At 57.5% G+C, this 24,337-nt stretch carries 18 protein-coding genes and 2 riboswitches; of the genes, 14 read left to right on the top strand and 4 right to left on the bottom strand.

Going from position 1 to position 24,337, the window contains the following annotated elements:
• The first annotated feature begins 569 nt into the window (after nucleotides 1-569).
• From KF947_RS02370 to KF947_RS02340, 7 genes are all read left to right on the top strand, one after another.
• Complete coding sequence (locus KF947_RS02370; RefSeq protein ID WP_133732604.1) at nucleotides 570-1,283, top strand: hypothetical protein; 714 nt, start codon at nucleotides 570-572, stop codon at nucleotides 1,281-1,283.
• Between the two features lie 816 nt (nucleotides 1,284-2,099).
• A complete protein-coding gene (locus KF947_RS02365; RefSeq protein ID WP_227405344.1) occupies nucleotides 2,100-4,037 on the top strand; it encodes a hypothetical protein in 1,938 nt (645 codons plus the stop codon).
• A gap of 119 nt (nucleotides 4,038-4,156) precedes the next feature.
• The gene (locus tag KF947_RS02360; RefSeq protein ID WP_133732602.1) at nucleotides 4,157-4,375 is read left to right on the top strand and encodes a DUF6500 family protein; all 219 of its coding nucleotides are present in this window, start codon (nucleotides 4,157-4,159) and stop codon (nucleotides 4,373-4,375) included.
• Nucleotides 4,376-4,474: 99 nt separating this feature from the next.
• Nucleotides 4,475-4,697, top strand: a riboswitch (cobalamin riboswitch).
• Nucleotides 4,698-4,854: 157 nt separating this feature from the next.
• Nucleotides 4,855-6,675 carry a TonB-dependent receptor domain-containing protein gene (locus KF947_RS02355; RefSeq protein WP_227405343.1) on the top strand — a complete coding sequence of 607 codons (1,821 nt, stop codon included), beginning with the start codon at nucleotides 4,855-4,857 and terminating at the stop codon, nucleotides 6,673-6,675.
• A 46-nt stretch (nucleotides 6,676-6,721) separates the two neighbouring features.
• A complete protein-coding gene (locus KF947_RS02350; protein WP_227405342.1) occupies nucleotides 6,722-7,579 on the top strand; it encodes a cobalamin-binding protein in 858 nt (285 codons plus the stop codon).
• Nucleotides 7,579-8,565: a FecCD family ABC transporter permease gene (locus KF947_RS02345; RefSeq protein WP_208862707.1), complete on the top strand. Its 987-nt coding sequence runs from the start codon at nucleotides 7,579-7,581 to the stop codon at nucleotides 8,563-8,565. Before KF947_RS02350 ends, KF947_RS02345 begins: the two co-directional genes overlap by 1 nt.
• Nucleotides 8,565-9,335: an ABC transporter ATP-binding protein gene (locus tag KF947_RS02340; RefSeq protein ID WP_227405341.1), complete on the top strand. Its 771-nt coding sequence runs from the start codon at nucleotides 8,565-8,567 to the stop codon at nucleotides 9,333-9,335. Before KF947_RS02345 ends, KF947_RS02340 begins: the two co-directional genes overlap by 1 nt.
• Before the next feature lie 3 nt (nucleotides 9,336-9,338).
• On the opposite strand, the gene KF947_RS02335 is transcribed toward KF947_RS02340, so the two are convergent.
• A complete protein-coding gene (locus KF947_RS02335) occupies nucleotides 9,339-10,229 on the bottom strand; it encodes an NAD-dependent epimerase/dehydratase family protein (RefSeq protein ID WP_133732598.1) in 891 nt (296 codons plus the stop codon).
• Between the two features lie 167 nt (nucleotides 10,230-10,396).
• Here KF947_RS02335 and KF947_RS02330 point away from each other — a divergent pair, with 167 nt between their 5' ends.
• Nucleotides 10,397-11,008, top strand: coding sequence for a Yip1 family protein (locus tag KF947_RS02330; protein ID WP_133732597.1), 612 nt, complete (start codon nucleotides 10,397-10,399; stop codon nucleotides 11,006-11,008).
• A 33-nt stretch (nucleotides 11,009-11,041) separates the two neighbouring features.
• Here the strand turns inward: KF947_RS02330 and KF947_RS02325 are convergent, their stop codons facing one another.
• The 3 genes from KF947_RS02325 to KF947_RS02315 are packed head-to-tail and all read right to left on the bottom strand — an operon-like array spanning nucleotide 11,042 to nucleotide 13,883.
• A complete protein-coding gene (locus KF947_RS02325; RefSeq protein WP_133732596.1) occupies nucleotides 11,042-11,806 on the bottom strand; it encodes an ABC transporter ATP-binding protein in 765 nt (254 codons plus the stop codon).
• Nucleotides 11,806-12,870 carry a FecCD family ABC transporter permease gene (locus KF947_RS02320; protein ID WP_133732595.1) on the bottom strand — a complete coding sequence of 355 codons (1,065 nt, stop codon included), beginning with the start codon at nucleotides 12,868-12,870 and terminating at the stop codon, nucleotides 11,806-11,808. Before KF947_RS02320 ends, KF947_RS02325 begins: the two co-directional genes overlap by 1 nt.
• Entirely contained in the window at nucleotides 12,867-13,883 is a 1,017-nt protein-coding gene (locus tag KF947_RS02315; RefSeq protein WP_227405340.1) for an ABC transporter substrate-binding protein, read from the bottom strand. Before KF947_RS02315 ends, KF947_RS02320 begins: the two co-directional genes overlap by 4 nt.
• A 63-nt stretch (nucleotides 13,884-13,946) precedes the next feature.
• Nucleotides 13,947-14,139: riboswitch (cobalamin riboswitch) on the bottom strand.
• Nucleotides 14,140-14,474: 335 nt separating this feature from the next.
• Between KF947_RS02315 and KF947_RS02310 the strand changes: the two genes are divergently transcribed.
• The 6 genes from KF947_RS02310 to KF947_RS02285 are packed head-to-tail and all read left to right on the top strand — an operon-like array spanning nucleotide 14,475 to nucleotide 24,277.
• Nucleotides 14,475-16,226 carry an AAA family ATPase gene (locus KF947_RS02310; RefSeq protein ID WP_227405339.1) on the top strand — a complete coding sequence of 584 codons (1,752 nt, stop codon included), beginning with the start codon at nucleotides 14,475-14,477 and terminating at the stop codon, nucleotides 16,224-16,226.
• Nucleotides 16,223-16,816 (top strand): cob(I)yrinic acid a,c-diamide adenosyltransferase, encoded by a 594-nt coding sequence (cobO, locus tag KF947_RS02305; RefSeq protein WP_227405338.1) that lies wholly within the window; start codon nucleotides 16,223-16,225, stop codon nucleotides 16,814-16,816. The genes KF947_RS02310 and cobO overlap by 4 nt, the downstream gene beginning before the upstream one ends.
• Nucleotides 16,816-18,189, top strand: coding sequence for a cobyrinate a,c-diamide synthase (locus tag KF947_RS02300; RefSeq protein ID WP_227405337.1), 1,374 nt, complete (start codon nucleotides 16,816-16,818; stop codon nucleotides 18,187-18,189). The genes cobO and KF947_RS02300 overlap by 1 nt, the downstream gene beginning before the upstream one ends.
• Entirely contained in the window at nucleotides 18,176-19,282 is a 1,107-nt protein-coding gene (gene cobW, locus KF947_RS02295; RefSeq protein WP_227405336.1) for a cobalamin biosynthesis protein CobW, read from the top strand. Before KF947_RS02300 ends, cobW begins: the two co-directional genes overlap by 14 nt.
• The gene (gene cobN, locus KF947_RS02290) at nucleotides 19,282-23,133 is read left to right on the top strand and encodes a cobaltochelatase subunit CobN (protein WP_227405335.1); all 3,852 of its coding nucleotides are present in this window, start codon (nucleotides 19,282-19,284) and stop codon (nucleotides 23,131-23,133) included. The genes cobW and cobN overlap by 1 nt, the downstream gene beginning before the upstream one ends.
• Nucleotides 23,111-24,277: a cobalamin biosynthesis protein CobG gene (locus tag KF947_RS02285; RefSeq protein WP_133732588.1), complete on the top strand. Its 1,167-nt coding sequence runs from the start codon at nucleotides 23,111-23,113 to the stop codon at nucleotides 24,275-24,277. Before cobN ends, KF947_RS02285 begins: the two co-directional genes overlap by 23 nt.
• Nucleotides 24,278-24,337: the final 60 nt, after the last annotated feature.

Here is a 24,337-nt window from a genome sequence, read left to right as displayed (position 1 = left end):
TGATGATTTTCATTGGCTTTGTAAGCCATTGCTTAAAATTTTGTAAGCGATCTCTTACGCGTGTAAGAGATCGCTGTGACTTGCCCAGGATTTATCCTTTAAAGGTTGTGTTTAACTTTTGATTCGCTATCTTAGTCAATTCTCATGAGCAGTGAATGATCCACGGAGCGACTGTCACTGGTAACGAAAAATTCTATCGAACTATCATGGGATATTGATTCGCTAGAAGCGCGCTACCAAATAGCCAGCTACGACAAGAGTATGTTCGCGAGAGAAGAACTTATTGGCTTGAACATGTCGATGCACTGAGGTGAAGAAGCCCATATTGATTGGCTGAAGATGCTCACGACTCCGTTACTAAGGCCATGAACGAACATTGGATGCGCGACAATAACTTGCCTCTCATCCTCAAAGTAGTCATCACAGTAGCGAGTTATAGCGCGGTCACCAGGTAACTAAAAGCCTTAAAGCTTGCGTCTTATTTTAAGCTGTAGAGTGCTGAATATAGACGATGCAGGCAGTCCACACTACGTCGATTAACCACTAGTCGGCACATAAGGAATTGATAAATGTCGATGCATGAATTTGAAGATCTGGTTGAAATGTCGGTCAACTGTCTTGACCAAGCTGGTGAGCACGGCAGTTTCGAGCAGCGCTCTTTATTCTGGAATCTCTATCAATTTCAAGAAAGTTGGGATACTGGTTTTACTCACTTGAGGGTTATCGATACCCTTCTGAAGCATAGGTTTGTATATCAATTTAACATTGAACAGCATCCTGAATATTCAGCTCATAAAGCATTTTTTGATAGTATTCAAGATTTTACCTTTGTAAATCTTCATCCAGAAGAAAAGTGGCATAGTCAGACAAACCCGGCCGCAGGGTATGTTAAACCACCCCATTTATTTTGTGATGCCGGCTCGCTGCTCTGGCAACGATTTGTCGATTTAGGCGTGCTTACGGGTAACGAGGCACTGCCGCCAGCAGCGATAGATATTGTAGACATGGTAAAAGAAGTGATGATTGCTGCCGCAGCCCAAAATGACCGTGAGTTGATCAGTATTTGGTACACGGCGTTAGGCGTGCATCTCTGGTCGACTTGCTCTGAAGAAGAGCAGGAAGACGTTAAGAAAAAACCATCCCTCGAGGTAATTAGAGCGATTGTGCAGGAAAAGAAAGCGTTAGAGATCGATCCTGGCTATGGCTTTTTGGTGCAGCCTACACCTGATTTAATCGAAGAAGATCCTTTCTTGTCCGAGTGGTTTCAAATAAGTGAAGAGTGAATGATTATTATCATTTGAACGAGGCATAGCGTTTAAATATGGACTTAACCACCTGGTTTAAACGCCTCTGTAGGGAAAATGATCTGTTAGTCGGCGAATTGGAGCTGTTATTCCTCGGCGTGGATTCCCTCACGCTCAGGCATGCGATAGGCGCGACATTGATCTATACGGTTTTCGCTCTAATCTCATTATGGGTCGACAGACGCGCTTTAATGCTGTCAGCGATGAGCGGGTTTGTATTCACTTATAATCAGGTGTTAGCCGAGTACGGCGTGATAAGTCTAGGTTTTGCAATTACTGGATTGTTAGTGGGTGTTGGCTTGCTTGTGCTTTCGGTGTACTGGCCACGTTGCCGAATAACGGCGTTGAAATTATTGCCTGCACGTCTACATAGGTGGGTGGTCGCTCAAAAAGCTGACTGTTTCTAAAGCCCCTAGGTAGGGTAGGGCATCAAGCACCTGATGCATGACACCTTCGATAAAGCTGTCATCCAGCCTCAGTTTTCTTAGGTGAATGCTCAGGAGCACTAGAAACCGCAGGTGCTGCACTTATTAGTTGAATTCAGGATCAGAGAGATTGTGCTGGAAATGAAAGCGTTAGAGACCGATCCCGGCTATGGCTTTTTTATGCAGTCGATATCTGACTTGATAGCAGAAAAACTCTTTTTATCTTTTTGGTTTCAGATAGGTGAAGAGTAGGTGATTTATACCACTTGATTGGCGTTTAAAATTGAAAAATCTTCGTAGAGACGATGACGTTTTAGTCGGTGAATTCAAACTGCTAATCAGCATAAATAAGGGCGGGGGAGTTAATAGCATGCAAAGAAAATGGATGGTTACACTAGTCAGTGCACTGCTGGTCACTGGCTGTGTAGAAGGTAAGGAAGCTGAGCGGGAACCAAGCAGTGTGAAAGAGCAGTTTGATCGGCTGGAAGCTATTAACGACGACCGTAAAGCTGTATTAGATGGTCTTGAAGACAAGGCGCTGGCGCAACTATTGTGGCAAGAGCAGCATTCAAATTACTTCGATATGTTGAATCTTATTCCTTTCCATATGGTTCCCGATCAATTTCAGTACACTCAGCCATGGTTGTTGCGGCTGGAGGACTATGCAGACCTCGCTGATTTGACGGACACTTATGTGCAAAGCTTGCTGGCTTTCAGTAGCTATGACCACCCCCAATGCATGGGGTATTCGGATCACCATGGTTTGAAATTGAGTCAGGGATTTGAATTTCCATTTCGTCATTATCTGGACTTTCCGCAGATGGCATTTGAGGACGGCCGCACGTTAGAACTTCCAGAGGTTACGAACCAGCAGCGGGAAACCGCCGACGTCGTGTACACCGGTGAGAGTTTTTGTTTCAAGGCGCCTTTTACTGCCGATGATCCGCAGCCACTCACAGTGAGCGGCGAATTTCATGCGGACTTGCCAACCGCTCTGCTTGAGTTTGAGTTTACTGCTGATGATGTTGGTAAAACAGCCGAGCAAGGGGGCTATTTAGTGACCCTGTTGGAGTTCGCGAATGGGCGCTATGAGATTGAGGTGGATGCCGAGGAAGGCACACCGATGAACTTTGGTAATAGGGATATCCTTGCCGAAGCTGTTGATGCCCATGGCCAGTATCTTGCCTGGCGTGCAACTGAGCGAGCACCGACTAACCGCGCTCAACGTATTCACGAGCTATTGGACGACCTCTACCAGCGGGCAGAACAGGGGACTTTAGACGAAGCCGTGGCGCGTAGCGAACTTGAAACGATGCGCGATACCCTGCGTGAGGAGCAGGGCCGTAAGTTATTTTTGGGCCGGGCGTTCAGTGGCATTGTCGACAAAGCACGCGTCACCCTGATGGTCTATACCGAAGAGAGTGAATCGGTAAGCCATGAACTGGAGTTGCCAGTGCACAATTTTCCGCATCCGTTGACGGTTGATGACGGCAATCTGGACGCTTTACCTGAAATTCCGCCCACGGCGCCAGTGTATAGTACCCGTGAGGAACACAAACTACCTACTGTTGAGCTGGATGATGCGCTGATGCAAGAGCGGATCAAAACGATCCAGTGGCATGAAGAGGGTGAGGGCTTAGACCCAAATAGGGAACACTCAGGCCAGATCGGCTGGTTTTACCCACCGGTGCAAAGCGATCTTTTTTTGAAAAAAGAGGAGCGCGCAGGCGCTTTGCATGTGATGGGTACATTTGAATTTTATGATTCGCAGGGTGATAGAGTTGAAGCGCGCGAGCCGAACGAGAACGAAAGTGAGGTGGTTGCCTTTGAATACAAGGAAGGTGACAGAGGGTTGGGCGCTGTGTACCCGCGAAGGTTCGGGCGGCTGGATTATAGTCCTGAGCGATTCACCGAGACTCCAGTGCGCGTCAAAGGCACGCTACCGATGCTAGTCGCGCCGAATCTGATTAAGGACAGCTTTGCCAAAGACGAGCTTCCAGCAGGTATGACGCTGAACGGAAATCAGTTAGTTATCGATTATGCTGTGTTTGAACCACGTGAAGTTGCAGAGGTGCGTGACGAACATACTGAGCGCAGAAACCAGGTGTTCGTGAAGGACGGCCAGGGGTACTTGGCAGAAATAATGCAAGACACCTATTTCAATAACCAGCCGCGGCGAACGCCAGTGGATGTTTACTATTTTCATGGTCAGCCGGAAACCGTTGAGATTTGGTACAAGGGGTCGACCACGGTTGTTGACTATGAATTCGATTTTGAATTAGTAAGCGATGGCATACAAGCTCATTAAGCAATATGAAAAACAGAAAAATATCTAAATCGCTGATTTTGAAAAGTAAAATATTCCTTTTTACATGGGTGCCCAGAGGCTGACTGAGGGATTTTGCTTTGCCAATATGGAGTAAGTGAGTGAGACCCGAATTGAGAGAAAAAATTGCTGCCGTCTGTGCCCATAAAATAAACACTAAGGGGGAGGCGGTAGGGCTTTCTTTCTATGCTTTCTTTGCAAATAAAAATGATGATCCAGAGCTTCTTATGGAAGTGGCGACATGGTGGAGAGGAACCCACAAGCTGGATCACTTTGAAAAAGCGCTAAAAATAAAACAGATGATTGAAGCTGGGTGCTAATTTCAAATGAGCGAATGGCTTGGCGTCTATCTGAGTTTAACGGGATACCCGCATCAAGGAGGGTACCCTTGAGAATTGACCACCCTCCAACAAGTTGCTAGCTTACGCCCACTCTCAGGTGCTGGCGGTGGATTAAAGCCGCTAGTGAAACGGGAAGTTGGTGAACGCTTTGCGTGATTCCAACGCTGCCCCCGCAACGGTGATCGAGATAAGAACGGCTAAGACGCCACTGTGCTCAAGCACGGGAAGGTGGTCGTTCGGAAAGAATGAAGACGTCTTTCGCTCGTCAGCCCGGAGACCGGCCCGAGAGTAATGGTTCAACCTGAACCGATATATGCCGAGGCGCGGTGGGCGCTCTCAGGGCGATTAACGGTGGCGCGATGCGATCATGCCGTGCGACCGAGACTCCCTTGTTTGATCCTCCGTTCGGTCAAAAAAACTGCGCTGTGCGGGTGAGCCCAGCGTGCAAGGGATCCTCCATGAACCTCCGTTTCCACATTACCGCCAAACGGGCGGCGTTTAGTATGGCTGCTTTACCGTTAGCCTTTCACATCCAAGCCGAGGCGCAATACGCCGAAACAACGACCGATTTAGCTATGCTCGATCCTGTGGTCGTGACCGCTGCGTTAGCGCCCCGCACCGCCAACGAAAGCCTCTCTTCCGTTAGCGTGCTGGATGAAGCGACTTTCCGCCGCCAAGACCCCATCAGCCTGACCGATCTTCTGCGCGGCCAGCCGGGGGTTGATGTCACGAGTAATGGCAGCTTTGGCAAAAACAGCAGCGTTTATCTACGCGGGGCGCCCAGCGATGCCTCCGTGCTCATGATTGATGGTATTCGGCTGCGATCCGCTACGGCGGGCGGTGCTGCATTTCAGTATTTAGATCCGCGTATGTTTGACCGTGCTGAGATTGTGCGCGGCCCCCGCGGTAGCCTTTATGGTGCGGATGCCGTCGGCGGCGTGATACAGCTTTTTACCCCTGATGGTGACGAAGAGGGGCCGCAACCGAGAATTTCAGTCGGCGGTGGTTCATTCAATACCCAGCGGTTAAGCGCAGGCGTTTCAGGGCGCGAGGGGGGCACGCGTTACAGCTTTGCCGCTAGCCATTTCAATACCGATGGCCAGCCCATTCGTCGGGGTGGTGAAGACAAAGGCTACGACAATACCTCGGCGCTAGCCCGTGTTGCGCATACCTTTGAGAGTGGCGCTGAAGTCGGCGTGTTGGCAATGCGCGCACGTGGTAACAACGAATATGACGGTGGAGAGAATGACTTCGTCCAGCAGGTGGCAGGCGTCTACGCTGAGTTGCCGGTAACTGATACCTGGCAGAGTCGACTGACCCTTAGCGAAGCCCGCGATGAGTTGGACACAATCGATAATTTCGGCGCCTCCGTTATTGATACCCGCACACAAACCGCCCGTTGGCAGAACAACATTCAGTTTGGCGCTCATGAGTTGATCGCAGGCGCTGAAATTAGCGAAGACCGCGTTTCAAGCACCAACGATTTTGACGTTACCAGCCGTGATAACAAAGCAGTGTTTACCCAAGGGTTACTCGACTTTTCGCCGTTCGCCCTTCAAGCAAGCCTGCGTTACGACGATAACGAAGCCTATGGCGATGAAGTTACCGGTAGCCTGGCGATAGGTTACGATTTGGATAGCTACCACACTCTTCGTGCCAGTGTGGGCACCGCATTTAAAGCACCGAGCTTTAATGACCTTTATTGGCCGGATTCGGGTAACCCTAATCTCAATCCAGAAAAGTCTGAAACCGTCGAGGTGGGCGTTCGAGGCCAATACAACCAGTGGTTCTGGGATCTAGCTGCCTTCCAAAACGACTACGACGATATGATTGCCTGGGCGCCAACGTCGAGTGGCTTATGGGCGCCGCAAAATGTTAACAGCGCGCGTATACGCGGCGCCGAGCTGTCAAGCGGCGTCGAGGTCAACGACTGGACACTCCAAGCTGCCTTCACCTACCTGGATCCGGAAGACCGGGCAACCGGCAATCGATTGGCGCGCCGGGCCACCCAGAGTGTGCGTTTGGATGCAGATCGGGAGCTTGGCGATTGGTCGTTGGGGGGTTCCCTAGTCGCGCAGAGTTACCGTTACGATAACACCACCAATACCCAGCGTTTAGGAGGCTATGGGCTGGTTAACCTGCGCGCAGGCTGGCGGTTTGCGCCACTCTGGAGCGCTCGTGTTACGCTAGAAAATGCCTTTGATAAAGAGTATTCAACCACCCGTGATTACATCAACGCTGGCCGAGCAGGGTTCCTGAGTGTTCACTTTGGTCAATAGAAAAAGTGGTGTTGCGCGCGGGGCCCTGGGCCTCGCGCTGCTGTTGATGGCGTCTGTTGCTTCTGCACACGAGCACTCGCGATGCGTAGTAGATGACCGTGACCGTGAGGTCTGTCTTCACAATGCTGCTCGGCGTATTGCTACGCTCTCACCTGGCGCAACCGAGCTGACTTATGCGGCTGGCGCAGGAGATCAAGTGGTCGCCGTCGTCTCGTATAGCGACTATCCCCCGGAAGCCAAACAAGTGGCGTCAGTGGGCAGCCATACCCGAATTGATTTAGAAAAGCTGGTGGGGCTTGCTCCCGATCTAGTGATTGGTTGGGTGACGGGTAACCCCGCCGAACAGCTTGAAACCCTTGAAGCCCTGGGCATGCCAGTGTTCTATATCGAGCCCCGCGATGTAGAGGGCGTGGCCAGCACCATTGAGCGCTTGGCAAGGTTGGCAGGCACAGAAACAGCGGGACAAGCAGTGGCCGACAATTTCCGCACTACCATGGCGGCCATTGAAGAGCGCTATCGGGATCGCGAGCCGGTAACCACATTTTACCAAGTGTGGGATGAGCCGCTAATGAGCGTTAACGACCAGCACCTGATCGGCCAAGTGGTTGAGATTTGTGGCGGTGAAAATGTATTTGGCGAACAGGCACGCCTGGTGCCGCGTATCGATGATGAAGCCGTGCTGGCAGCCAATCCAGAAGCGATTGTGGCCGGTGGCATGGGGGAAGAGAATCGCCACTGGCTGACGCACTGGGAACAGTATCCCAACTTGACGGCAGTTGCGGAAGATAACCTCTTTTTTGTGCCGCCCTCACTGATTCAACGGCCCACGCCGCGACTGATGGAGGGCACCCAGATCCTCTGTGAGAAGCTCGATATCGCCCGCCAGAAACGTGGGCGCAGTTAATGCTCGCACGCCTGGGTCTGCCGCTGAGCCTGCTACTTCTAGCGGCCTTGGCTTCGCTGATCCTCGCCATGGGTGTCGGCAGTGCGCAACTCTCTCCTGCGCAAATTTGGCAGGTGTTGATGGGTGACAATGTGCAGGGCCAGGGCGATGCCTTGGCGCGCACCATGGTGATCGAGCTGCGCTTGCCCAGAGCGCTAAGTGCCTTTGCGGTGGGTGGCTTGCTGGCGGTAGCCGGTGCATTGATGCAGGTGTTGCTGCGTAACCCCCTGGCAGACCCTTACGTGCTTGGTCTTTCCGGTGGCGCCTCGATTGGCGCACTGGCAGCCATGCTGGGAGGGCTAGGCGGGCTGGCGATTTCAGGCTCGGCATTTGGCGGCGCGCTATTTTCGACGTTTTTAGTTTTTGGTTTGGCCCACGGCAGCGGCGGTTGGACGCCTTCGCGGTTGCTGCTAACGGGCGTGGTGGTGGCAGCGGGGTGGGGCGCAGTGATTACCCTAATGCTGGCGATGAGCCCCGCCGAACGTCTGCCGGGTATGCTCTACTGGCTCATGGGCGATCTCTCCTATGCGCGTACGCCTTGGCCGCCGCTACTGCTGTTACTGGCCACCTGCGTGGTGCTGATTCCGCTTGGGCGCAGCCTGAATGTGTTGGCCCGTGGCCCGCAGCAAGCCGCCGCGCTGGGCGTTGCCGTCAGGCCGCTTGAATGGTGTATCTACATTGCCGCCAGCCTGCTGACTGCTGCGGCAGTGACTACCGCAGGCAGCATTGGCTTTGTCGGTTTAGTGGTGCCGCATATGCTGCGCCTGCTGTTAGGCAACGACCAGAGGCTGATACTGCCCGCCTGTGCGTTGGCGGGGGGCACGCTATTGGTGTTGGCGGACACACTAGCCCGCACCATGATCGCTCCGGAACAGCTGCCCGTAGGCGTGATCACTGCGCTGTTGGGCGTGCCCACCTTCCTGTTTCTGCTCTACCGGAGCCGCTGATGAGCGTACTGGCTACCCGAGACCTCATCATCGACGTGCCGGGACGTGAAGGTGGCACACCGCTTAATTTAACTGTTGAACCGGGACAAGTGTGGGGTGTGTTGGGCCCTAACGGGGCGGGTAAAACCACGCTGCTGCATACTTTGGCGGGGCTGCATGCCCCACGTTCGGGCAGCGTTCAGCTCAACGAGTCAGTGCTTGGTCAGCTGCGCCGCCGGCATATCGCCCAGTGTTTGGGGTTGGTGTTTCAAGATCGCCAGGATGGGTTTCCAGCAACCGTGCTGGAAACTGCGCTGATTGGTCGTCACCCTTATTTATCGCCCTGGCAGATGGAGGGGGCTGAAGACTACGCTCGTGCGGAAGACGCCCTTGAGCGCCTGGATGTGGCGCACCTTCGCGACCGTTTGGTAAGCACACTTTCCGGCGGAGAGCGCCAGCGTGTGGCCATTGCCACGGTACTGACTCAAGCGCCCAATGTGTGGCTGGCCGACGAACCCACCAATCATCTGGATCTTCACCACCAGAGCGCCGTGATGGCACTGATGGCAGAACAGGCCAATCAGGGGCAGGCGGTCATCATGTGCTTACACGACCTCAACCTGGCTGCCCGCTGGTGCGACCATGTGCTGCTGCTGTATACCAATGGCGAGGCGTGCTGGGGTACTCGGGATAGCATGTTGGTGCCCAGCGCGCTGGAAAACCTCTACCGCCAAAAGCTAGCGGTGGTAGAGGTGGATGGTGCGCCGGTGTTTGTGCCGATAAAGGGGTAATACCTACTGCTCCAGCTCTTCCCGCCAGGAGTGGCGTGGTTCGAAACCGACCAGACGACGGGCCTTATCAATGCAGTAGAAGGTTTCGAATTCGCTCATTTCACGCTTGATAGGCACGCCGGAGTAAAAGCGTTCGATCACCTGGGCGTTGCTCAGGCTAACCGACAGATCGTCATTGGCGACGTTAAACACCTGGTAGCCGAGGCCATCCGTTTTCAGGCAGCAATCGACCATCTGGCCCAGGTCGCGGGCGTCGATATAGGCGAAGATATTGCGGCGACGCAGGGCAGGGTCGTCCATGTAGGCTGGGAAGTTCTGACGGTACTCGTGGGGCTCGATAACGTTGTTGATGCGCAGGCCGTAGATATCGATGCCCGAGCGCGCCTGGAAGGAGCGTGCCGTTGCTTCGTTGACTACCTTGCTCATGGCGTAGCTATCTTGAGGCACGGTGGGGTGCTCTTCATCGACGGGCAAGTAGTCGGGTTTTTGCTCGCCATCAGCGAAACAGACACCGTAGGTGGTCTCACTAGAGGCAAAGATGACCTTGGGAATGCCCAGCTTGGTGGCGGCATCAAGAATGTTGTAGGTACTTAGCGTATTGATGCGGTAGGTCTCGTTGTCTGGCCGATGCAGGATGGCGGGTATGGCCGCAAAGTGAACAATCGCATCATAGCGCGGCACGCCGGTGCCAGGTTCCAGCTCATCGAATCCAGCGTAGGCTTGGCAGGCATTAAACACTTGCCCAGCATCGGTCAGATCGGTTTTCAGGGTAGCAATACCGGGCACATCAGACGCCACCCAATCCAGATTAGTGACTCGATGGCCTTGATCGCGAAGATAAGCGGTCGCATGACGGCCAGCCTTGCCACTGCCGCCGGTGAATAGGATGCGCATATGAACCCCAATAATGAATAGATTGAGTCACCCACCTTAGCAAAGAAAAATCCTCACATCCGGAAATGATTTTGTGTTCTACACTAAAGATGATTCGGAACCTTGTTGATCCGATTAATCAGCGTCTGACCCTAACAATAGCGTGATTACAAAAACGGGAGGTCGTTATGGTCAATCATGTTTGGGGGCTCCTCCATCATCCTGAACGGGAGTGGTATAAAATCAGTGAGGAGCATGAGTCTGTCAGTCATCTCTATGCTCACCATGTTCTGTTGCTCGCTGCCGTTCCTGTTGTCTGTGCCCTGATAGGCACCACCCAGGTAGGCTGGACTTATGGTGGTTCGGAAACCTATAAAGTCTCTCTTGCCAACGGCATTGCCTTAGGCGTGGCTTTTTATGCGCTGATGCTAGTGGCAGTAGGTATTGTGGGCAGTATGATCCATTGGATGGCTCGCCGAATTGAGAACCGACCTAGCCGCCGCGACTGTATTATCTTCGCAGGTTATATTGCGACACCGATGTTCCTGTGTGGCGTTTTTGCGCTCTATCCGGCTTTCTGGTTTTGTGTGCTGGGTATGGTGATCGGTCTGCTCTATAGCACCTATCTGCTCTACAAGGGAACGCCCAGCTTTCTGGGAATCAGCCATAAGCAGGGATTTATTCTGTCTACCACGACGCTGGGCATCGGCGTTTTGGTGCTGGAGGCACTGCTTGTCGTCGTCGTACTTCTTTGGAGTATGGGCACGGATCACAGCGTGGTTTGGCACCTTTTCCGCTGAATGGACGCCGTAGCGCTTGGCACCGGCGCTAGCTTAAATCGCACTCCGAAAAAGCATGATCTGCTTGCCATCGGCAGGGTCGTCAATCACACGCGCATGTACCCCAAACGTCTGCTCTAGTCTGTTGGCGGTGAGTACGTCTTGGGGCTGGCCGCTATCGATCAAGCGGCCGCTATCCATCACGCCGATGCGGTCACACTCCATGGCTTGGTTAAGATCATGTAGCGAGATAACCACCGTGATCGGTAGTTGCCTGACCAGTTCTAGAATCGACAGCTGGTGGCGAATATCCAGATGATTGGTGGGTTCATCTAGCAGCAGGATTTTAGGCTGCTGTGCCAACGCCCGGGCAATATGCACGCGCTGGCGTTCGCCGCCCGACAGGGTATGCCAAAGCCGATCCGTCATATGCGCCATATCGACGTCGCGCAGCGCTTGCGCCACGATGGCATCATCTTCAGTTGACCAAGGCCGCAACGCGGAAAGGAAGGGGGTGCGGCCCAGCGAGACCACCTGACGCACGGTAATCCGGTCGGTGGTGTCGGCCTGCTGTTCCACCAAGGCGATGTACTGGGCGATTGCCCGTTGCTTGAGGGTGTGCATTGGCTGGTGGTCAACCAGCACCCGGCCAGACTTGGGTTTGTTCAAGCCTGCCAGCAGGCGCAGCAGGGAGGTTTTTCCCGAGCCGTTCGGCCCCACCAGGCCAAAGGTTTGGCCGGGCTCGACGGTAAGATTGACGTCAGTCAGCAGTGGCGTGCCGTGTACCGACCAAGCAAGCTGTTCAGTCGTTAATCGCATTAAGACCTCTTACCGCGAACCAGGATCAGCGCAAACGCTGGCGCGCCGATCAGTGAGGTAATCACCCCGATGGGGAGTACTTGGCCGGAAACCAGCACCCGGGAAAGAATATCCGAGCCGATCAGGAACACGGCGCCGGCCAGGGCGGTTGCCGGCACCAGGCGGGTATGGCGGCTCCCCACGATAAAACGCATGGCGTGGGGAATCACCAAGCCCACAAAGCCAATCGCCCCCACAATAGACACCATGACTGCCGTGACCAGCGCCATGGCGATAATCAGCATCCCTCGCACTGGGCGCACCGCGATGCCCATGGAGGCGGCGCTGTCGGCACCGAAGGTAAATGCATCCAGGGAGCGCCGGTGCCACAGGCAAACCAGCAGCCCGAATAGCGCGGCAGGCACCGCCAGGGTTACATCGGCCCACCGCACCCCGGAAAGATTGCCCATCAGCCAGAACATGATGCCCCGGGCCTGCTCGGCGCTCGCTGACTTGGTAATGATAAAAGCGGTCAGCGCATTGAAAAGCTGCGAGCCTGCAATGCCTGCCAGAATAATCGCCCCCGCGGCCTGAACGCCACGCCCGCCACCCACACCGCTGTTGGCTGCATGGGCGAGCATGATCACGATTCCAAAGGAGAGCAGGGCGCCGATAAAGGCACCCAGAGAAAGCGAAAGAGCGCCTGCGCCCAGTCCGGCGACTGCCACCGCGACTGCCCCGGTAGAAGCCCCGGCGGAAATGCCCATCAAGTAAGGATCAGCCAGGGGGTTGCGCAGAAGTGCTTGTAGCACGACCCCGGCCAGGGCCAAGCTGGTGCCGCAACAGGCGGCGACCACGGCGCGGCTGAGTCGATAGTTCCAGATAATGCCCGCGTCGATTCGGTCAACCGGGTAATCCGTTCCTATCATCTGGTTGGCGAGCACTTTGACAATGGTATCCACGGGAATCGGCGTCTCGCCGATGGCGGTGCCCGCGATCAGTGCCGTCACAAGCACGAGCGGCGTTATCCATAGCCAGCGCAACCCGAAGTGTGCGGAGGAAGCCCTCGTTAGCGCTATGCTCATTCGTTAAACGACATATTGGATAGTGACTCGGCAAGTGTTTCAAGGCCGTAAATAGTGCGCATGGTGGCGCTCATGGCGTGGGCGTCCATCTCGACGATACGGTTATTTTTAACCGCTTTCATCTCCCGGGTGACCGGGTCACTGCGTAAAAACTCGCGTTTTGCTTCAATGTCGTCGGCAGGAAAGCGGCGGCGATCCATACTGGCGATAACAAGCACATCGGGATCGGCTCTGGCGATGCTTTCCCAGCCCACCGTGGGCCACTCTTCGTCAGACTCGATGACATTTCGAATGCCGAGTTTTTCCATCATATACCCCGGTGCCCCCAGTTGCCCCGCCACGAAAGGGCTAACCCCCAGGTCTGTCGATGAGAACCAGAATGCCGCCGATAAGTCTTCCGGTAAATCAAGGCTGCTCGCCAAGTCGATAGCGCGCTGTTCGCGGGCGGCAAGGTCGGTTATCAGCGCCTCGCCAGCGTCTTGAACGTCATAGATCTCGGCTAACTCGGTGATCCCTTTGTAGATGGAATCCGTCGAGAAAGCGGCAGTGCGGGTACCATCGCCGCCGGTCGAGTTATCCTTGGTGTCGCAATCGGCGGGCATAATATAGGTATTAATACCCAGCTCATGAAACTGCTCACGGGTGGCGACACTGCCGGTGGGGCCCACGTGCCACTCATACTGCACCGCCACCAGATCAGGCCGTTTATTGACCACGGCCTCGAAGCTCGGGTCGTCGTTGGCGATCCGCTCGATCGCTTCATTGGCATCAGCAAACTGGGGAAGAACCGGATTAAACCAAACCGAGGTGCCATTCACTCGATCAGCGAGCCCCAGCGAATAGAGAATCTCCGTGGCTGACTGGCCAACCGTCACCGTTCGCTCCGGGGGGGACGTCACACTGAAGTCAACGCCGCAATTGGTTAGCGTAAGGGGGTAGTCAGTGGAGGCGTAAGCCGCCTGTGCAAGGCCAACAGCGCTCGCGGCGATGGCCGTGGTCAATCTCAACATCATGTACACTCCCGTGCATGATGAGCTACGCATTCGGGCAGAAAATACTGACCGAGCCACTTCGCTCGATGTAAGTAATATATCGGCAGTTCTCCTGACTGACGGGTCATGGCTAGCTCGCCTTCCCAGACGCTGTGTCCAGTGGCATCAAAGAGCATCGCTCGCCGCCTACAGTTGCGGGGGCAGTTCCGGTTCGCGGCAAGCCGCGGCGGATTCTCTATTAAGTTCCGAGGGGAACACCGACACTGGCCATTCTAGGTGTCAGGGGGATAGCGAACAACACAAAGCCTAAGGATCTCATGAGATCTCGCTATAATTGCAATATTATAACATTGTATTTTGAAGAGGTGTAAAAATCCAGCGTCATTCTTAGCGTCAGCTGATACATGCCTTCGCAAAGTTAACCACTTGCAACAGATTGGCCTCGCCGCCATGCCTTCCTCTATACTAAAAGCTTTTTAAATTCCCACTTCTTAATGAATGGTTTTATTATCACTCAGCTAGTTACCATGAATCTTATTCAAGTCCCACGCTCCCTGGATCAGTTGGCTATTAGTGATCGGTTAGCGGGCTTGCCTAGCACGGGAGGTGCCGGTGAGTGAGTTTCCCTTTGCGGCAGTGGTTGGCCAGGAGGCGCTAAAAACCGCGCTGCTTCTGAACGCCATTAATCCGCGTATCGGCGGGGTGCTGATTAGTGGGCCAAGAGGCAGCGCGAAATCCACCTTAGCTCGGGCGCTGGCCGCCATTCTGCCCAGCGATAGCGAAGGACAGCGTGCCCCTTTTGTCACTCTGCCCTTGGGCGCCAGTGAAGACAGGCTGGTCGGTAGTTTGGATCTGCAAAAGGTGCTGGCCGAGCGTGAGGCGACTTTTCATCAAGGCTTACTCGCCAAAGCCGACGGCGGGGTGCTCTATGTGGATGAAGTCAATCTACTGCCGGATACCCTGGTTGATTTGCTGCTGGACGTGGCCGCCAGCGGCACCAATATCGTTGAGCGCGATGGCATCAGCCACTCCCACCCGGCACGTTTTAGCTTAATCGGTACCATGAACCCGGATGAGGGCGAGTTGCGCCCACAATTGCTTGATCGCTTTGGCCTCTGTCTTGAGCAGGCGGGGGCCATCAGCATCGACGAGCGTATTGCTATCGTGCAGCAGCGGGAGGCCTTTGACCGCGATCCTGCTGGCACGCTGCAAAACTATGAACATGCCCAGGCAGCCCTGGCCGAGCGTATTGCTAAAGCCCAGCGTTTGCTCAAAGAGATCACCACCGACTCCTGGGTGTATCGAACGATTGCCAACCGTTGTGAGGCCGCCGGGGTTGAAGGCTTACGGGCAGACGTTACCTGGCACCGTGCTGCACAGGCCCACGCTGCCTGGCGTGGCGTGGGTGGCGTGGAGCAGCAGGATATCGATACCGTCGAGCCTTGGGTGCTGGCGCATCGGCGTACCCAACAGCCAGAGCAAAGCCCGCCGTCATCGCCGCCTAATCAAACGCCTTCGCAAGGCGAGGGCGGGTCGTCGGCAGCTAATAACGCACCCAGCGGCGGGACGTCTAGTCAGCGCGGTGAACAGGGCCAGTGGGGCGCCATGCCTCCCACGGCTCAAGCGTCGATTAGCCAGCCAGCACTGAAACTGCCCGATAGCGATGAGTTTGCTCAGCGGGCTAAGCGTGCCCATACCGCTGCTAGCGCGGGGAAAGGCGGGGTGGAGGGGCGTGGCCGCTCCCAAGTTGAGACCTCGCGGCTGGACGGGTTCGCGACACTGATCGCCAATCGCGGCCAGTGGCCCTGGCGAGAGCTAAAGATGCGCAAGTCCCGCGCCGGGCAGGCGACGGCACACCTGGTATTGCTGGACACTTCCGGTTCCACCCTGGGGCAACGGCTGTTAGGCCAGGCAAAGGGACTGGTCGAATCGCTGGTCAGCCAAGCCTACGCGGCACGGGAGCAGGTCGCGGTGCTGGGATTTGGCAACGGCGGCGTGGTGCCGATACTCTCCCGCCGCCGAGCGCCCAAAAATGCGCGGAGCACTCTAGACAGCGCCAAAGGCGGTGGCGGCACCCCGCTGCGGGAAGCGATTATTGAGGCCAAGCGGCTGATCCGCCAGTGGCAGCGCCGCGAGCCCGGCTTAAAGGTGCGCACCTATTTGATCACTGATGGCCGCACCCGAGAAACCGTTGACGATCTCGCCCCGCTGGAGGAGTGCCTGCTGATCGACACCGAACAGTCCAAAGTCAAACGCGGGCAGGGCGCACGCATCGCCCAGCAGTTGGGCGCCCGTTACTGGCCGGCCTCGTTTGGCAAACCCTCTATGGCAGTCTCTGTACATCAACCTGGGAACCTCTCATGAGCGACGCAAGCCACCTCAATCGCATGCAGCGCAAAAAAGACGTGGTCGACGAGCGCATCAGCAAGGCGACGGAAGAGCGCGGCGTGCTGATTCTGCTCAAAGGCAACGGCAAGGGTAAAAGCAGCTCCGCTTTCGGCACCATGGCGCGCTCACTGGGGCACGCCCAGCAGTGCGCGGTGATCCAGTTCATCAAAGGCCGCCGCGAAACCGGCGAGTATCTGTTCTTTCGCGATCACTCCAAGCTTGACTGGCACATCATGGGCCACGGCTTTACCTGGGAGACCCAGAACCGCGAGCGGGATATCGAAGCCGCCGAGGCCGCCTGGGCCGTCGCCAAAGGGCTGCTGGAGAACCCCGCCTATCATATGATCGTGCTGGACGAGATGAGCTATATGTTCAAGTACGGCTATCTCGACCCCGAGCCGGTGGTGGAAGCGCTTAAGCGCCGCCCGGCGCACCAGAACGTCATCATCACCGGGCGCACCATGGCCACGCCGCTGCAGGAAATCGCCGATACCATCAGCGTCGTTCAGGACGAGCGCCACGCCTTTCGCGGCGGCGTCAAAGCCCAGGCGGGGATAGAATACTGATGATGACGCCAACCGCTCGCTGTCCCGCACTGTTTATCGCCGCCCCGGCCTCAGGCCAGGGCAAAACCACCGTCACGGCTGGTCTGGCGCGCCTGCTGCGCAACCAGGGCAAAGTGGTGCGGGTGTTCAAAACCGGCCCGGACTACCTGGATCCACAGATATTGGCCCAGGCCTCCGGCCAGCCGGTGGATCAGCTGGATCTATGGATGGCAGGCGAGGCCTACTGCCGCCAGCGCTTTTATGACGCCGCCTGCGAAGCGGACTTGATCCTGGTGGAAGGCGCCATGGGGCTGTTCGACGGCGAACCCTCCAGCGCCGATCTGGCGGCCCTGTTCGATATTCCCATGGCGATCGTCATGGATGTAAAAGGCATGGCGCAAACCGCCGCCGCGCTGGTCTCGGGGTTGGTCGGCTTTCGCGACGACATCCATATCGCCGGGCTTATCGCCAATGCCTGCGGCTCGCAGCGCCACCGCGAACTGATCGAAGACGCGCTGCCGTCGACGATTCCTTTGCTGGCCGCCATGCCCCGCGACCCTGCACTGTCGCTCCCCGAGCGCCACCTGGGCCTCGTGCAGGCGGCGGAGATTCGCGAGGATCTGGAAGCCCGCTTCGAAGCGGGTGCTAAAGCGCTGGAAGCCGCTGGGCTGCTGGATGCGCTCGCCGCGCTTTCACCGGTGACCTTTACCGCCCCCCAGGAACAACTTGCGGCCGCTAAGCCGTTGCTCAACGGCCACACCATTGGCGTGGCCCGGGACGCCGCCTTCAGCTTTGTCTATCAAGCCAACCTCGATCTGCTGGAGCAGATGGGCGCGACGCTGCGCTTCTTTTCACCGCTGACGGATAGCCACCTGCCCGAGTGCGACGCCCTGTGGCTGCCCGGTGGCTACCCGGAGCTTCACGCTGAAACGCTGGCGGATAACGGCGCCATGCGTTCGGCTATTGAGGCTTTTTACCGCGCCGACAAGCCCATTCTGGCCGAGTGTGGCGGGCTGCTGTACTGCCTGGAAACCCTGACCGACTACGACGATATTACCCATACCATGCTGGGCCTGCTGCCTGGGCAGGGGGCCATGCGCGGGCGTCGTGGATGCCAGGGGATGCAAACCGCCGAGCTGCCGGAAGGCCCGGTTCGCGGCCATGCGCACCACCGCTCCATGGCGGAAGGCACCCCCGAGCCGATTGGCCACGGCCGACGCCAGCGCCACCCCGCACCGGGAGAGGCGATTTACCGCCAAAAGCGCCTGACGGCGACCTATCTACATCTGTTTTTCCCTAATAATCCTGACGCTGTGGCCCGCTTGTTTTTATCAAGCTCGGCACCCGCCGAACAGCAATTCGAAAGTGAGGAGTTCATTCATGCAACTCAATAAAATTCCTGCCACGGTCGTGACCGGTTTCCTGGGCAGCGGCAAAACCACGCTGTTGGCCAATATTCTGCGTCAAGTCACCGGCAAGCGGATCGCCGTGATTGTTAATGAGTTCGGCGAACAGGATATCGACTCCAGCCTGCTGCGCAGCTGTGCGCTGGGGTGTGAAGAGGGTAGCGAAGGCGGGCAGCTAGACGGTGAAGACGGCAGCATCTATGAACTGGCCAACGGCTGTATCTGCTGCACCGTGGAAGAAGAGTTTCTGCCGGTGATGAAAAAGCTGGTCGCCCGCCGCGATGATATCGACCACATCCTGATCGAAACTAGCGGCCTGGCGCTGCCTAAACCGCTGGTGCAGGCGTTCAACTGGCCCGACGTTCGCCAGCACTGCACCGTGGATGCGATTATTACCGTGATCGACGGCCCCGCCGTGGCCGCCGGGCGCTATGCCAGCGACGTCGATAAGGTGGCAGCCCAGCGCCTCGCCGACGAGAGCCTGGATCACGACCCCAGTCTTCGCGAGCTGCTCGATGACCAACTCAGCGCGGCGGATCTGGTGCTGGTCAGCAAAGCCGACCTGCTCAGCCCGGAAGAGCGTGCCCGAGTGGAAGCGGTGATTCAGGCTCGGGTGAGTGCCTCGGTGAAAACGCTGTTTATCGATCAGACCCAGACCACCGACACCACCCAGTTGGAAGCGCTGATGGGCATCGGTGCAGCAAGCGAAAAAAACATCGATAGCATTACCAATCACCACGACAAGCACCACGCTGAAGGCGCTCACCACGACCACGCCCACGATAACTTTGATTCTTGCGTGATCACCCTGGGCGAAGTCGATGGCGACATCCTGGCCGACAAGCTGCAACAGCTGCTGAAAAGCCACGAAATCTACCGCGCCAAAGGCTTTGCAGCGATTCCCGGCAAGCCCATGCGTCGGGTCATCCAGGCGGTGGGCGAGCGACTGGAAGGCTACTTCGACCGGCTATGGGCTCAGGACGAAACCCGCCAAACCCAATTAGTGATTATTGGCAAACACCTGGATAGCGCAGCGCTACGTGACGCGCTGGCTGAAGCAGAGGTTCAAACGGCTACCTAATGCACTTATTTGCCGCCAAGCCCGGAGGCTTTGTCGATGATGAAGGCATTATCGACTTGCAACAGAGCCCCGCCGAGGTCGTGATACTCTCCGCCGCCGATAGCAATCTGTCGGCGCTGGCCCAGGCGGTTGATCGTCTGGGCGAGGCGTACCCCTCAGTGCGGCTGGCTAACTGGATGAACCTGGTAAAACCGGCCGCCTACGATCTCTACGAAGATCGGGTGTTGGAAAAGGCTCAGCTGGTCATCGTCTCGCTGCTGGGTGGCAAGGCCTACTGGCAGTACGGCCACGAACGCCTGCTGGCCTGGGCGGCGGCTAAACCCGAGCGCCAGCTGATAATTGTGCCGGGCTGCGATGCCCCGGATGATGCGCTGCTTGAAGACTCCACCATCCCCTTCGATGACGCATATCGCGTATGGCGCTATCTACGCGAGGGCGGTACCGATAACGCCGAGCAGCTGCTGCGTTTTGTCGCCAATGAGTATATGAACAGCCAGTTTATAGATAGCCAACTGGGCGACTGGCAGGAGCCCAAGGTCATTCCGCCCGCAGTGATTTATGCGTCCCAGGAGCAGCAGGCGTCAAGCCTCAGCGAGTGGCGCGATCGCCAGGTGCCGGGGCGGCCGGTGTGTCTGCTGCTGTTTTATCGCAGTCATTTGCAGGGGGCGAATACCGCCGTACCCGACGGATTGCTGGCGGCGCTTAAAGAGCAAGGGCTTGAGCCGTTGGCGGTCGCCGTGGCGTCCCTGAAAGAGGGGCCGTGCATTGATTTTATCAACCACCTGATTGAGCAGACCGGTGCCATGCTGGTGATCAATACCACCAGCTTTGCGGTCAACCGCAACGCCGACGGGCTGGATGCCCTGGGGGAAGAATTACCCGACAACCTGTTTGTCGGACGACCCGTAGTGCTCCAGGCGATTCTTGCCAGCAGCACCAGTGAAGACTGGCAGGGCATGGCCGCCGGGCTGCATAGCCGCGATGTGGCGATGCAGGTGGTGCTCCCCGAGATGGATGGCCGCATCATCACTCGGGCGGTGGGTTTTAAAGCCGAAGCCCACTACAACCCGCGCTGCCAACTGGCGGTGACCCACCACGTCATCCACCCGGAGCGGGCCGCCTTTGTGGCCGAGCTGGCGCGGCGCATTTGTTCGCTGCGGCTGACCCCCAACGGGCAGAAGCGTGTCGCGCTGATCATGGCCAACTACCCCAATCGCGATGGCCGGATCGGTAACGGGGTCGGGCTGGATACCCCCGCGTCGACGCTGCAGATTCTAAGCGCCCTGAAAGAGGCGGGTTACCCGCTCAGCGAGCTGCCGGAAAATGGCGATGAATTGATCCGCCTGCTTCAGGGCGTGGTGACCAACGATCACGGAAGCCTCGACCAGCGCGCCTGCTGGCAGAGCATCAGCGTTGATGACTACCTGGCCTGGTTTCAAACCCTGCCCACCGAGCTGCAGGAAACCGTGTGGACGCGTTGGGGCGCACCTCACGAAGACCCCAAGTGCCGCCAAGGTCGACTGATGATCGCGGGTGTGCGTTTGGGTGAGACCTTCGTGGGTATCCAGCCGGAACGCGACTTTATCGACGATCTCACCCAGTCCTACCACGATATGGAGTTGGCGCCGCCGCACAGTTACTTGGCGTTTTATTTTTGGCTGCGCGCGCACTACCAGGTGGATGCGGTCATCCACGTGGGCAAGCACGGCAACCTGGAGTGGCTGCCGGGCAAAAGCATCGCCTTGAGCGCCGACTGTTGGCCGGATATTGCTCTGGGGCCGCTGCCGCACTTTTATCCGTTTATCGTCAATGACCCCGGTGAGGGTGCCCAGGCCAAGCGGCGCAGTCAGGCGGTGATTATCGACCACCTGATGCCGCCGCTGGCGCGGGCCGAGCTCTACGGCCCCATGGCCGAACTTGAAGCGCTCACCGACGAATATTACCAAGCGCTGGATATGGATCCCCGCCGGGAAGCGCTGATTCGCAGCCAGATCCTCGCCCACCTGCGTGATACCGGTATCGACCAGGAGCTTGCTCACGGCGTTGATGAAAATAGCGCTGACGATGCCGAGCTTCTCAACGAGCTGGATACTTTCCTGTGCGACATCAAGGAATCGCAGATTCGTCACGGCCTGCATATTCTTGGCACGCTGCCGCCGGAAGATAAGCGGGCGGGCACTTTGGTGGCACTGTTGCGGCTCCCCCGGGGCGAAGCGGTGGCCAGCCGCGGCCTGCTGCACAACCTGGCCAGCGATTTAGGCTTGGATTTTGACCCCTTAGCCGCCGCTAGCGAGCCCTGGCAGGGGCTTGAACCGGCTATTTTGACCCAGCAGCTCGATACCCCCTGGCGCACCGGGGCGGATGCCCGCGAGCGCCTGGAACTGCTGGCCGAGCGCTGGGTGGCCGACTACGTATTGGCAAACGGCTGCCTGGACGACCTGGGCCGAGATTACCCCGCTACGGCAGCGCAGCTGCGCTACGCCCGCGACCAGCTGTGGGTCACCATGCAGCGCGGCGTGAAGATGGAGATTCAGTCGCTGCTCGACGGCCTTGAAGGCATCTTCGTGCCCGCCGGGCCCAGCGGCGCACCCAGCCGGGGGCGGCTGGATACGCTGCCCACCGGGCGCAACTTTTTCAGCGTCGATAACCGCTCGATTCCATCACCTGCCGCCTGGACGCTGGGCGAAAAATCCGCCCAGGCGTTTGTCGAACGCTATCTGCAGGATCATGGCGACTACCCGCGGCGGCTGGGGCTCTCCATCTGGGGCACCGCCACCATGCGCACCGGCGGCGATGACATCGCCCAGGCCTTAGCGCTGATGGGCGTGCGGCCCATTTGGTCGCTGGGTTCCCAGCGGGTGAGCGACTTTGAAGTCATTCCCTCAATGCTGCTCAATCGCCCACGGGTCGACGTCACCCTGCGGGTGTCCGGGTTTTTCCGCGACGCCTTCCCCAACGTGATTCGCCTGTTTGACGCCGCCGTGCAGGCGGTGGCGAGCTATGCAGAGCCGGGCAACAGCAACACCATCCGTGAGGCGGTGCTTTCCCGCCAGCAGGAACTGGAAGAGCAGGGGCTAAGCCCCGAGATGGCTGCCCAGGAAGCGAGCTACCGAATATTTGGCAGCAAGCCCGGCGAGTATGGTGCGGGCTTAAACCGGCTGATTGAAAACCGCGCCTGGGACAGCGCCGACGATTTGGCCGAGGCCTATATGGAGACAGGCGCCTACGCCTACGGTCAGTTCAAGGCCTCTGGCACCGCCGCGCGGGCGGCGTTCGAGCAGCAGCTCCAGGGCCTGGATGCAGTGATGCAAAACCAGGATAACCGCGAGCACGATATTCTTGATTCCAACAGCTACTACGCCTTCCAGGGTGGTATGGCCAACGCCACCCGCTCGCTAAGCGGGAAGGCGCCGGAGATTTACCACGCCGACCACGCCAACCCCGCGATGCCCAAGATTCGCACCCTGAAAGAAGAACTGGCGAAGGTGATTCGCTCGCGCGTGTTGAACCCCAAATGGATCAACGCCATGCGCGAGCACGGCTATAAAGGCGCCTTTGAGATGGCCGCCACGGTGGACTACCTTTTCGCTTATGACGCCACCACCGATCTGATTGCCGACTACCAGTACGCCCAGGTGAGTGACGCTCTGGTGCTCGACAAAGCCAATCAGCAGTTCCTCCGCGAACACAACCCGGCCGCCCTGGAAGAGATGGCGGAACGATTACTCGAAGCCGCCCAGCGGGGCATGTGGCAAGCCCCTGGCGAGCATGGCCAGGCGCTTCAGGATCTGCTGCTGGAAATAGACGAAGCCAAAGAGACTAATGGTCATGTCGCCCAGCCCACGCATTAAAGGCTGGTGCCCCGGCGCGTGGCGACCCATGGCCACCGGCGACGGTCTGTTGGTACGCGTGCGCCCGCCGCTGGGTGAGCTTTCGCGGGAACAGGTATTAGCACTATGCGACGCCGCCGAGACCTACGGCAGCGGTTTGATCGAGCTAACCAGCCGGGCCAACCTGCAGTTACGAGGGGTGACCGACGAAAGCTGGCCGCCGCTGATGGCGTTTCTGGTCGAGCATCAACTGGTGAGCGACGACCCGGAAGCAGAACGCCAACCGCAACTGATGCTGGCACCCGCCTGGCAAAAGGGCGATGACACCCATACCATTGCCCGCTTGTTGCAGGCGCGGGGCAGCGAATTAGCCGCCATGCCCGGCAAGGTGGGCATCGCCATCGATGCGGGAAAAGCGCCGGTGCTTGGCGACAGCGCCGCCGATTTTCGTATCGAACGCTCAACGGAAGGCAGCCTGCTGGTACGCGCCGATGGCTACGCGCAAGGCACGGCAGTGAGCGATACCGAGGCCGCCGTCGAGCAACTGATACGCCTGACCCACTGGTTCGTGGCTACCGGCGGTTGGGCGTCAGGCCGTATGCGGCGGCATACCGTACCGCTGCCCGATTGGGCGCCTGCCGATACCGCTCCTGCAGCTCCCGGCGAGAAGCTGGCGTTGGGCGAACATGGCGAGGGCATGGTGGTGGGGCTTCCCTTTGGCCGAGTGGCGGCTGAAACGCTGCGTGAGTCGGTCTCCCCGACAAATGGCTCCCAAACAAGTATCAGTGCGGTGCAGGTCACCCCCTGGCGGCGGCTGTTGTTGAAGGATTGCGATACACTGCCTGCAGTTGATGGCTTGATCCGCCATAATAGCGACCCGCGGCTAGCGATGGATGCCTGCCCTGGCGCGCCCTCCTGCGAACAAGCGAGTGTCGCCACCCAGCCGCTTGCCGAGAAGCTAAGCGGCTGGGTGGAAGGAGCGGTGCATATATCCGGCTGCGCTAAAAGCTGCGCCCGTCGCGCCCCTGCCGATGTGTGCTTGGTCGGGCAAGCAGGTCGATTTAATGTTGTTGTTAACGGCGGTGCCGATAGCACGCCGATTAAGACAGGCCTCACCGAAAGTGAGGTGGTTGGTTTTTTGAGAAAGCTCAGCGAAAACAGTTAGGTTGTTCCTCGGTAGCTGAGTGTCAGGGCAGGTTGTAGCGAGGGTCTTTTTCCACGGATG

Origin of the sequence: Halomonas sp. FeN2, assembly GCF_020595105.1 — a bacterium.
In the GTDB taxonomy this organism is placed as follows: domain Bacteria; phylum Pseudomonadota; class Gammaproteobacteria; order Pseudomonadales; family Halomonadaceae; genus Vreelandella; species Vreelandella neptunia.
This window is presented reverse-complemented; position numbering and strand designations above follow the sequence as displayed.